We start from the raw sequence: 11,158 nt of genomic DNA, 5'->3' as shown, positions 1-11,158 counted from the left end.
TCGATAAACCTAGTTTTATGGGTCGATAAACCTAGTTTTATGGGTCGATAAACCTAGTTTTATGGGTCGATAAACCTAGTTTTATTAACTCTAAAACTATTATGAATAAAGGGTTACAGCTTACTTAAAAGCATTTAAAAGATTAAAAATAATTAAAAGCCCAGGTAAAGAAAAATTGCCCTTGGTTTTCGCTTCGCTCAAACTCTATTGAACTTCGCTTTCGCTCAGTTCGTCGGGGCAATTTTTTGGTGAGCACTTACGTGACTTTAAAAAAGCAAAAGCAACTCGGAATTCGCTACGCTCATAAAACTTTTTTACTCGCTACGCTCGATCTAGACTCAAATTTCTACAACTTTTCCATGCTTATTTAGGTTTCACAGCCTAAAAAGCGGTTTTTCAGGGAGTCTAGGCAAAATTTTCCAAGGATCGCTCGTAGACACTCGCTTTGTTCTTATCGGTAAAATCAAATGATCTCCAAAATACTCTAATTTGCGTTTAGAGCACTCTAATTTTTTTATTGATGGGGAATATAGGTTTAGGCTAAAAAAGGCATATACGGCTTCAACAGTGTATTTAAACCCTATTATTTGAGTCAATCTAAGCTTTATTGAAAGGATTCCTTGGATCTTCTTTGGCTTGCTTAATCAATTTCTCCATTTCATATAGCGATTTAGCCGATAAAATATCTGTTTTTCTATTTTGATCCAGGCTAAATGCATTGTTCTTTTCTGCTCCGGATTGTGCCTGCTTAAATAAATCGAGCATTCGATCTAAATCTTCGTTTGAATTTGATCGCTCTAAACCGCTTTGTTCCAATAAGTTTAAATATAGTGATCCGATAAAATATTTAATGTGGTCTTGCTGTTTTCTTAAAGATTTACTAAGGGGGGCCTGGTTATATTTCTCAGGGTTTAAAACTCGTTCGACCTTCGCTGTAATATTCTTTTCAGAAGTCTGATTTCTTTTAATTTTTAAAACTTCATTTAATGCATCATGCATTGCAAAGTAAGCATCAATATCTGTTTTTTTACTTAATTCTAGAATATTCAATTCTAATTTTTTTAATTTCTGTGGCTCGGTTTTTTGGATCAGTCGTAATTGAACTATACGTTTATTATAAGTATTGCGCTCATAACGACATCGTTGAATAAGTTTTAAATCTTCTTCATTCAGTTGTTTCATTGATTCTCGTTCAGAAATCATTGCTAAAAAAGCATCTTGCATTCGTCTTTTAAACGGCAGCGCTCGAATATGTTTATCCAAATCGATGATTTCTTGTTGTGTTAAGGCAAATGTTTTTCTACCGGCCAAAGCGGATTTCCTGATTTTGGGTATCTAAATTGATGTTAGCGGAATTCTGATGGTGTTGAAACAATATTTTATGTTATACATAAAATATTGTTTATCTCGTTTCCGTGTCTTTTTTTAACAATGATTGCTTTAGCAATCATTGTTAAAAAAAGACACTTCTACTCGCTCCTGCGGAGGCTACATAAACCACTGATTTAATTATTAAATTATGAGTTTTTCTTCGGGTTTTAACGGTATTTTTCTTAATGGTGAAAAAGTAAGCAATGTCTGCCGTTACAAGAAATGGGAAAGGGGTGCAACAAGGAAAACAGCGAATTTTAGACGAGTGCAACAAACTTTTTTGATGAAATATCGATGTTTGCAACAAGAAGAGACTGCTCTCTGCAACAAGAATTAGCCCCTTGTTACAAGAAAATTTGCTGTTTCGTTACACGTAATTTGTTTGAGGTGAACTGATGTTTTATTTAAATCTAAAGCATAATATTAAAAAAGAGCAGAGTTCTCTGAATGCATTCCATTATTTAACTCGGACGGCACATTTTGAAAATCAAAAAGACAATGAAAAATTAGAGTTTATGCGGTATGGAAATATGCCCAAATGGGCAGAAAATAAACCAAAACTTTTTTGGAAAAGTGCTGATCAATTTGAAATTTCCCGGGGAAGAACAAGCTCTACTTTAACCATTGCTTTACCAAAAGAGTTAATACTAGAACAACGAGCAGAATTGGTTCAGAAGTTAATAGATCAGTTTGCCGGACAATATCAATTTCCTTATACCGCAGTCATTCATAATCATCCCAGTGAAATTACTGGAGAGGATCAACCACATTTACATTTGATGTATTCAGAAAGAACAATTTCAGATGATATTGAACGACCACCAGAGCAGTTTTTTAAACAGTACCGGCCAAAAAATCCAACTCAAGGTGGTGCGCAAAAGTTAACAGCTGATGCATTAGGTTTTGGGCGAAATCAAATCAAAGTATTCCGTGAAAAAACTCAAGAATTAATGAATTTGTTTTTAGAAAAATATGCACCAACTAAAAAAGTAATGGTTTATGGTGTAGAAATTGAAGTGAAAAATCAGGTCAGTTGCCTATCTAATGACGATTTCAATCAAAAATTCGGGACCAAATTACAGGATGTACCACAAATCCCTCGTTGGAAACTTTATAGCGCTGATCCAATTATTCAGCTTGATGTTGAAGCTCAAAAAAACACAATTAAAAAAATTAGAAATCAGAACAATGCTGAACTTTATGGCAAGGAATATGATTTAGAAATATCTAGACGCCATGTGCTTACTCAGAAAAAAGATCCTGGCTTTAGCTTAGATTGATTTTTATAAGTGGAAAATTTGTGTTTTTTGAACATGGAATCTTGAAAAAACTTATCCATATTGTGAGTGATTTTTAGCCACAACATGGAAAATTTGTGTTTTTTAGGCTGCAATGATGGATAGATTGTGTTTTTGATTCAGGTCAATAAGGAAAACCTAGATTTTTGCCCATAAATGTAAAATCTAGGTTTTTCGCATAAGGTGTATTATGTTAATAATATAAATTTTTAAAAGCATATTGATTTAATAATAGAAAAATTATCAGAGTAGGGCATGTGTAAAGTAAACGTTCGATTATTAACCAATAATGATTAAAGATTTATATCTTGTATGTGTTAATTTTATTAACATATATATACGAAATTAATAATGCCTTAAGTGAAATAGTATGCTAGGTAAAAATCATCATTTTTTAAAAAAATTTTCGATCAGTGATGCTGCTATAGCGTATAAAAAACCTCGCTCGACTATACTTAAATATATAAAAAGCGGAGATTTCGAACTTGACTACAATAAATTGATTGAATACAGTCAGTTAGTTAGAAAATTTGGTGAACTTACTTACCCTATACAGGACGAAAGAGAGCAACAAATCAAAAAACTAAAAGATGAAGTTATGCATTTAAAAAAACAACTTAACTTTTTTAAATATACTTCAATCTCAAACAAAAATAGACTATTAATTTCTCATAAACATTCCATTTAACATAATAGAGCTTATACGAAATGCTTTTTAAAATCTCCTTGTTTTTCATATAGTTAAAAATTTTTCATCCCCCTAAAAAACCACAAAAAACCGACTGGGAAACAAGTCGGTTTCTTTTTAAGCAAAACTGTAACTTTTAGCCAATAAAATCGATCAAAAAACATTCGTTTTTCATTTTTTCCTGATTTCTCAATGGTCACACTTCACAAATAATCCCCAATTTCTGCGGACAACTCTTGGGATAAAATAGGCCAACTTTGTAAGCTAAAGCTTACAGAGATTTAAGGATTTTGCTGATTGGTAATCCAAGGTACTAGCCCTATTATGAATACATAAGGGAACTGGATGTCTCCAGACAACAAGAATAAGAAAATAGCGCAAGGAATGGGCAGCACGAGATCAGTAAGACGAGCACCCGATATGAAAAAGCCCGACAGGATGTCGGGCTTTTTTATTGCCATTTGCAAAGTTATTCAATCAGCTTTAATATATAGACTATAATCTATATTATGGTTGTAATATGTGGACAGTCATTACAACGGATCTGTTTAATGAATGGCTTGAACAGCAAGATGAAATAACACAAGAGAAAGTCTTAGCTGCGTTGGTTGTTCTGCAACTGCAAGGACCAAGTTTAGGTCGTCCCTTAGTAGATACCGTCTACGATTCTAAATTTACCAATATGAAGGAACTACGTGTTCAGCATCGAGGTAAACCATTAAGAGCATTTTTTGCATTCGATCCATTACGACAAGCAATTGTACTGTGTATTGGTGATAAGAGCGGTAAAAAGCGTTTTTATACAGAGATGCTAGCAATTGCAGATAAGCAATATGAACTTCATCTCTCAACATTAGGAGAATAATCTGATGGCTAAGACCCTACAAGAATTATTGGCTAATCGCTCTCCTGAGAGCCAAGCCCGTATTCAAAAAATGGCTGATGAATTGCTATTAGAAAATCAGCTTTACCTTATTCGTGAAGAACTCGAAATCTCTCAAAAAGAACTGGCTGAAACTTTGGGAATAAAACAGCCATCGCTTTCAGCAATAGAAAATCGTGGCAATGATCTTAAGATTTCAACCATGAAAAAGTATGTTGAAGCTATGGGAGGAAAGCTCCGTATTGATGTGGAACTTCCAACTGGGAAACATATAGGATTCAATGTATAGATATAGAAAAGTGAGTTTAAGCTCACTTTTTTCATTTGGTCTGATCAGTATGATATAAGTTATAAATCATTCAAAAGATAAAGGCTTATATATGACTGATAAAAAACAGAACGATCATCTAAATCTTGATGGAATCAACTCATCTTATAATGATGGTGATGGGCTAAGAATAAATAATCCTGAGGATTTCAGAAGTATTACCATATCTAATGGCTATTTCTCAAACAATAAAGGGAATGGAATTACTATTGGCTCACCGCAACAATCACCATTAGAAATCATTCTTACTCAATTAGCCCCAAAACTTCCAGATACTATTCAGCCTTATGAATTGGCATCAGTTATTCAAAACCTTCTGGAATCAACTAATCAAGAAGAAATATCTCAAAAATTAATGACTTCAGGCCTTAAAGAAAAATTTAAAGATCCTAATCTTTGGATATCTTTCAGTAGTTTATTGTTTTCATTAATTTTCCAATTTTCATCTAAATAGATTTATAGAGTTCAATTACTTAATTTGGAAACCCTAAAAAACTGAGTAAACATGAGTCAAAAAATATTACAGCGTTATGAACAACTACTAACCGATTCTGCTTCCATCAAAGCTATGACAAAAAAAGCTTACTCAGAATATAGCGGTAGCTATGATACTTTGGGTGATGAGGGGGATGCTCTTTATCTTGAATGGAAAGTTAAAGTTAAAAATCTATTATTACTATCATGTGGTGAACATTCTATTCATTACCGTGATTTTTTAGATGCTGAAGAAACACAGAGCTTTGATACTAATACTAGAATAATCAGTAGGTTAATTCCAATTTTAAAAGCATCGTATGATGATTTTAAAAATGGTTTTTTAACTTCTTTCAAGCAAATTGTTCAAGCTGAAGTTTTTGATAGTGAATTAGAACAAGCACGATCGCTGTTAAGTAGTGGTTATAAAAATTCAGCTGCTGTAATTGCTGGTGTAGTTCTAGAAACCGCAATTAAAGAACTATGTTTGAATAATGGAATAGAATTAGAGAAGAAAAAATTAACACGATTGAATGAAGACTTGGCAAAAGCGGGAGTTTATAACCCTCTACAGCAAAAACTAATTACAGCTATGGCTGATATTCGAAATAATGCGGCCCATGGAGATTATGATCAGTTTACAAAAGAAGATGTTCACAGGATGATCGAAGATATCGAAAGATTTCTACTAGCTTACTCTTCGTAAGACTGTCAGATTTACATAGAAAAAATTTAATTATTTAACATAAAATCTCTTATGCGAAGCAAAAATGGGAGTCTATAGCTCCCATTTTCATCAATGATTCTTAATATCTTCTAGCATTGCTTCACGCAGAATTTTATTCATGCGTGTCTGATAGCCTTTGCCTTGAGCCTTTAACCATGCAAGTACATCTGCATCTAGACGAACAGATGTTTGTTGCTTCACTGGACGATAAAATTGCCCATGGCGAACAGCATGACTCCAGTCGGTAATCTCAGGAATGTCAGATAGATCTAATTGTTCATCTGGTACAGTTCCTTTTGCAAGCAAGCGTTTAATTTCAGCATCTTGCTTGTCACTGAATTTTTCATTCAGTTCTTTGCGTGTATATCTAACCATGCTCATATTGATTGCGTTCCGCTTTAGTGACTTGCCTTGCACTAATGATTCGTATGATCTCACAGTCATCATCGTCAATGATTGTATGAGCCACCAATAACATCAGTACACCTTTAACCATACCGATCGTTTGCCAACGTTCTTCACCATTGGTATGTCGATCCTGGATTGAGATCCGTAAAGGATCTTCAAAAACGAGGCTTGCCGTTTCAAAAGATACATCATGTTTTTTCTGATTCTTTTGGTTTTTAGCCTCATCCCATTCGAAATACAGTTCCATAAAAAACATTCAAATTTGTATATACAATAATGTATCACAAATTTGTATCACTCAAGCTAATTGGAGTAATTTTTAGTCAAAATTATTGGCAAGAAGTATCAAACTTGCTCAAAAAAAATCCGCTTTGTTTCCAAAGCGGATTTTTGCGGTGGTTACGGGTGATGTAAAATAGTTAAGCATATGATTTTATTTAACTTATAAAAGACGATTTCGGATAACGCCCATTATGTTAAATGGGCATAAATCAATTCTAAAATTATCTATGATAATTCTTAGCTTTTACTTCAGTACTGCGTTTAGGGTGGATAGAAAAGGGGCTAGCTGCTATGATTGCCCCCGAAATCCTCCAAAATAGATATCTTTCTTAATATGACACTTACGCCACCATAAGTTTATTTACCTCTTAAATCAGTAAATAACTCATCACTGTCTAGTGATGTGGTGTAGTAGCTTGTGTGTCGTATATATCACATCACTAGCCTTTCTTAAAATTTAAAAAAATAGGCTATTTCATGTTATCCACTATTCGAGAACAATGGTTCTCTAATATTCGCGGGGATGTCCTTGCGGGTATTGTTGTCGCTTTGGCTCTAATTCCTGAAGCAATTGCCTTCTCTATTATTGCAGGTGTCGATCCTAAAGTCGGGTTATACGCTTCATTCTGTATTGCCGTGGTGATTGCTTTCGTAGGTGGTCGCCCTGGTATGATTTCTGGGGCAACCGGTGCCATGGCGTTATTAATGGTAACACTGGTTAAAGAGCATGGTCTGCAATACTTATTAGCAGCCACAATTTTGACAGGATTTATTCAAATCTTAGCCGGCTATCTAAAATTAGGTGCCTTGATGCGGTTTGTATCCAAGTCAGTTGTGATTGGCTTTGTGAATGCCCTGGCTATTCTAATTTTTATGGCTCAATTACCTGAACTCACTAATGTGACATGGCATGTCTATGCGATGACAATTGGTGGTTTAGCCATTATTTATCTATTCCCTTATATTCCAGTGATAGGGAAGCTTTTACCCTCTCCTCTCATCTGTATTGTCTTACTTACGCTCTTTGCCTTATTCATTGGTTTAGATGTAAGAACCGTCGGAGATATGGGGCAATTACCGGATACGCTTCCAATTTTCTTGCTTCCTGATATTCCTTTAAATCTTGAAACCTTAACGATTATTTTGCCTTATTCACTGGGATTAGCAGCCGTAGGTTTGCTTGAATCTATGATGACAGCAACGATTGTCGATGATTTAACAGATACCAATAGTGATAAAAACCGTGAGTGTAAAGGACAAGGCGTTGCCAATATTGCTTCAGGTTTCTTAGGCGGAATGGCAGGCTGTGCCATGATTGGTCAATCGATTATTAATGTGAAATCTGGTGGGGGTACCCGTTTATCTACATTTAGTGCAGGGGTCTTTCTGTTAATTATGGTGGTGTTTATCAGTGACTGGCTTAAAGCCATTCCAATGGCTGCACTGGTTGCTGTCATGATCATGGTAGCAATTGGAACATTTAACTGGGATTCACTACGCAATATCCGCCAATATCCCTTATCTAGCAATATTGTGATGATCGTTACAGTCATCGTGGTCGTTGCGACACATAATTTGGCTTATGGCGTATTAGTTGGTGTACTTCTTTCTGCATTATTTTTTGCCAACAAAATTGAACGCTACATGGCAATTCAGTCCGAATTTAATGAACCTGAAAATACCCGTACTTATACGGTAACAGGTCAAGTGTTCTTCAGCTCAGCAGATAAATTTACTTCTGCATTTGATTTCAAAGAAGCACTTTCAAAAGTTGTAATTGATGTTAGTCAGGCTCACTTTTGGGATGTTTCTGCGGTCGCTGCCGTAGATAAAGTGGTCATTAAGTTTAGACGTGAAGGAACAGAAGTCGAACTTATTGGAATGAATGAAGCCAGCAAAACCTTAGTCGATAAATTTGGCATCCATGATAAACCAGATGCATTAGATCGCTTAAATAGCCACTAAGAGGGATGAAAAATGTCAAAAATTATTGCATGTATTGATGGATCATTAGCAACAAATACCGTTTGTGATTATGCAGCTTGGTTTAGCGATAAACTTAGTTCACCGCTTAAGTTATTACATGTTATTGATAAGCCAAAAGCGAAAGCACCACAAGATTTAAGCGGTGCAATCGGCTTGGGAAGTCGAGAAACCTTGCTCAAAGAATTGGTTGAAATTGAAGAGCGTAAGGGGAAGATTGAACTAGAGCATGGCCAAATTCTTCTTCGGGAAGCAAAGAATTATCTATTGGAGAAGTTCTCTATTGATGCTCAAAGTTTTCAACGCCACGGCAGTCTTTTAGAGACAATCATGGGAATGGAAGAGGATATTCGTGTTCTTGTTATGGGTAAACATGGGGCTGAAACCGAGCATGATTCCAGTAAAGTTGGAACCCATATTGAAAATGTTGTTCGTGCACTTCATAAACCCGTATTAATAACATCTTCACCCTTTAGTCCACCTAAGTCTTTTTTAATTGCTTTTGATGGAAGTCCTACTGCACGTATTTGTGTAGACAAAATTGCAAATAGCCCTTTATTAAAAACCCTGACAGCTCATGTGGTATATGTTGGTAAGCCAAATAGTGATATGACATTACAAGTCACTTGGGCAAAAGAGCTACTTGCAAATAATGGTTTTGATGTAATTGATAGCATGCTTGACGGTGATGTTGAGAAATCTATATTGGATTATCAAGAAAAAAACGTTATTGATATGATTGTAATTGGTGCATATGGTCATTCAAAGATACGCCAGTTTTTTATTGGTAGTACGACGACCAAATTGTTATCAAGCTCTACAAAACCAGTATTATTATTAAGATAATTTTTAAAAGATAAAAGGATAGTTTTTAACTATCCCTTTTTTAGATTTTCTAAAATTAACATAATACACCTTATACGAAATGTGTTATAATTTTCCTTAGAAATCAACGCTGTAGTTTCTTTTTTGCCCAACCTCCCCAAGGTGGGCTTTTTTTTTATGATTTTTCACGTTCCACGCTTATTATTTAATCAAAGTTTCACGACTTTATTCATATTAATTAAACAATCGTGGTTAATCATAGGGTCTAAAAAAACGGCTCCAAAAGCCTCTTTTCTCAGGCTCTGGTTCAATGTGCTCTGGCACTGGAATCCACTTATTTTCCCTCCGCTCTGGAGTAGTCAATCCGTCATGTTTAGCTTCTGCTGTGTCAGGTTCGGGATCTGGTTTGGCTATGCTGGGTTGCACTAATTCTTGATCGGTAAACGTAGTCATATTAGGTTTTGGGGCTTCTAATAGGCGTTGCATCGTTTCAATTTGGTTCTGATAGAAAGATTCCCGATCTTTGGCATCATCAAGCTGGTTTTTCAGCATGTCTATCTGCTGTCTAAGTAGTAAAACTTCTGCCGAATTTGGACTGTCTATTTTTACAGGTTCTTTTACATCCTGTTTTTTGACAGGTTCCCCGAAAACACGGATAGCCTCGGCTAGATCGATCTTATTCTGGGAATTTTTACTTAAAATTCCTTTCTTTATGTTGTTGTAAATCGTTTGTCTATTGATATTGTAAAGCTTAGAAAGCTCGAGAACTGTAAGGCTTTTCATGTTGTAAATCTATGCCTAAACCTGTCAAAAGTTGTTGTCTATTAGACTGTCTAATAAACAAATGATCAAGTTTAAATTTTAGGCAGGTGCAAAGCCAACTTTTTGAAGATAAGGGAATAATTCTTGGAATTTTTGATAATCTTGGAGCATTTCTGCAATGCGTATAGCAAATTGTTGGAAGCTTTCGGTGCCTTCTGAATATTGCCCCATCTCAGGTAATTCAGAAAGTTTGTTGGCAAAGAGATGACGTTGTTTATCACTCATTTTGGTGAAAAGGGCTAATGTATCCGTTCCCTTAATTACTTTGTCAGAGTTGGTTTTTTTCTGCTTAAAACTGAAAGAAAAACCGGAAATTGAACGTCCTTTTTTATGTTGTTCATATTTAGCCGTTATATCGGTTAACTCATTTACTTGCTTGAGGGCAAAATCTAAAACATACGTTTTAAAATTACTCATTGTTTTGTATTGATGAGCTTCGACACCAAGTTGTTGTCTAAAGATCGATAGATCAAAAATTGGCGTTTTACCAGCAGATCTCCATTGAATTAATAACTCGTATAACCGAATAGCATAAGAGCTAGTTAATCTCGAAACCTGCTCCAATTCATATTTAGTAAAGTTTTCTTCCAGTCGAGTTATGAGTGGAACAATGTCTTGCGTGAAACGTAGGAAAACGATCCCGGATTGAGGTTCATATCCAATTTTATCGACCCAACGACAGTGAAAGCTACGATCCTTACCAGTCTTAGGATTAATGTCATGATACGTGACATAGCGATCAAACAAGCTTTTAGATGCATCCCGAAGCACGGTATAAGCAGTGTGTTTCTCGACATTAAAGGTATTGATATAACTACTTGCATGTACTTCTAAAAGGCTATTTTCAGTTATCCCGTGCCCTGTTTCCCGAGCTTCAGCAATGGCTAATAGGATCAGCCTTTGTTCAACTGTATCTAGGGTATAGCTAGCTTGAATTAAAGCATTATCCTTTACGATTAATTCACTCATTTCTAATAATAAATTTATAATTAAACTAGGTTGTACAATAGACTATTTTAATTGAATTGTAAATCGACTTAATTTGGGGTCGATAAACCTAGTTTTAAGG

Annotated in this window: 13 protein-coding genes; 8 read left to right on the top strand and 5 right to left on the bottom strand. The window is 35.1% G+C overall.

The window, feature by feature from the left end; all coding sequences use genetic code 11:
• Positions 1-597 precede the first annotated feature (597 nt).
• Positions 598-1,311, bottom strand: a complete 714-nt coding sequence (locus tag H7R46_RS19205) for a hypothetical protein (protein WP_182924265.1) — start codon at positions 1,309-1,311, stop codon at positions 598-600.
• A 455-nt stretch (positions 1,312-1,766) separates the two neighbouring features.
• On the opposite strand from H7R46_RS19205, the gene H7R46_RS19200 reads away from it, so the two are divergent.
• The 6 genes from H7R46_RS19200 (at position 1,767) to H7R46_RS19175 (ending at position 5,748) form a co-directional block, all read left to right on the top strand.
• Entirely contained in the window at positions 1,767-2,651 is an 885-nt protein-coding gene (locus tag H7R46_RS19200; RefSeq protein ID WP_005065070.1) for a MobA/MobL family protein, read from the top strand.
• 388 nt (positions 2,652-3,039) lie between these two features.
• A complete protein-coding gene (locus H7R46_RS19195; RefSeq protein WP_000900860.1) occupies positions 3,040-3,357 on the top strand; it encodes a hypothetical protein in 318 nt (105 codons plus the stop codon).
• Between the two features lie 520 nt (positions 3,358-3,877).
• On the top strand, positions 3,878-4,222 hold the full coding sequence (locus tag H7R46_RS19190; RefSeq protein WP_005065055.1) for a type II toxin-antitoxin system RelE/ParE family toxin: 345 nt from the start codon (positions 3,878-3,880) through the stop codon (positions 4,220-4,222).
• 4 nt (positions 4,223-4,226) lie between these two features.
• A complete protein-coding gene (locus tag H7R46_RS19185) occupies positions 4,227-4,529 on the top strand; it encodes a helix-turn-helix domain-containing protein (protein ID WP_005065057.1) in 303 nt (100 codons plus the stop codon).
• A gap of 91 nt (positions 4,530-4,620) precedes the next feature.
• A complete protein-coding gene (locus tag H7R46_RS19180; protein WP_005065059.1) occupies positions 4,621-5,022 on the top strand; it encodes a hypothetical protein in 402 nt (133 codons plus the stop codon).
• Positions 5,023-5,073: 51 nt separating this feature from the next.
• Positions 5,074-5,748, top strand: a complete 675-nt coding sequence (locus tag H7R46_RS19175) for a HEPN domain-containing protein (RefSeq protein WP_005065062.1) — start codon at positions 5,074-5,076, stop codon at positions 5,746-5,748.
• Between the two features lie 90 nt (positions 5,749-5,838).
• Here the strand turns inward: H7R46_RS19175 and H7R46_RS19170 are convergent, their stop codons facing one another.
• Positions 5,839-6,150, bottom strand: coding sequence for a BrnA antitoxin family protein (locus H7R46_RS19170; protein ID WP_086260804.1), 312 nt, complete (start codon positions 6,148-6,150; stop codon positions 5,839-5,841).
• A complete protein-coding gene (locus H7R46_RS19165; protein WP_002124950.1) occupies positions 6,137-6,424 on the bottom strand; it encodes a BrnT family toxin in 288 nt (95 codons plus the stop codon). Before H7R46_RS19165 ends, H7R46_RS19170 begins: the two co-directional genes overlap by 14 nt.
• Before the next feature lie 512 nt (positions 6,425-6,936).
• Between H7R46_RS19165 and H7R46_RS19160 the strand changes: the two genes are divergently transcribed.
• Positions 6,937-8,424 carry a SulP family inorganic anion transporter gene (locus H7R46_RS19160; RefSeq protein WP_005065066.1) on the top strand — a complete coding sequence of 496 codons (1,488 nt, stop codon included), beginning with the start codon at positions 6,937-6,939 and terminating at the stop codon, positions 8,422-8,424.
• A gap of 12 nt (positions 8,425-8,436) precedes the next feature.
• Positions 8,437-9,288, top strand: a complete 852-nt coding sequence (locus tag H7R46_RS19155; RefSeq protein ID WP_005065068.1) for a universal stress protein — start codon at positions 8,437-8,439, stop codon at positions 9,286-9,288.
• Positions 9,289-9,519: 231 nt separating this feature from the next.
• Here the strand turns inward: H7R46_RS19155 and H7R46_RS19150 are convergent, their stop codons facing one another.
• Together H7R46_RS19150 and repM are read right to left on the bottom strand one after the other, a co-directional pair.
• Entirely contained in the window at positions 9,520-10,050 is a 531-nt protein-coding gene (locus H7R46_RS19150) for a plasmid replication DNA-binding protein (protein ID WP_005065050.1), read from the bottom strand.
• A gap of 78 nt (positions 10,051-10,128) precedes the next feature.
• A complete protein-coding gene (gene repM / locus H7R46_RS19145) occupies positions 10,129-11,058 on the bottom strand; it encodes a replication initiation protein RepM (protein ID WP_005065049.1) in 930 nt (309 codons plus the stop codon).
• Positions 11,059-11,158: the final 100 nt, after the last annotated feature.

This window comes from Acinetobacter sp. BEC1-S18-ESBL-01 (genome assembly GCF_014169935.1).
In the GTDB taxonomy this organism is placed as follows: domain Bacteria; phylum Pseudomonadota; class Gammaproteobacteria; order Pseudomonadales; family Moraxellaceae; genus Acinetobacter; species Acinetobacter pittii.
This window is presented reverse-complemented; position numbering and strand designations above follow the sequence as displayed.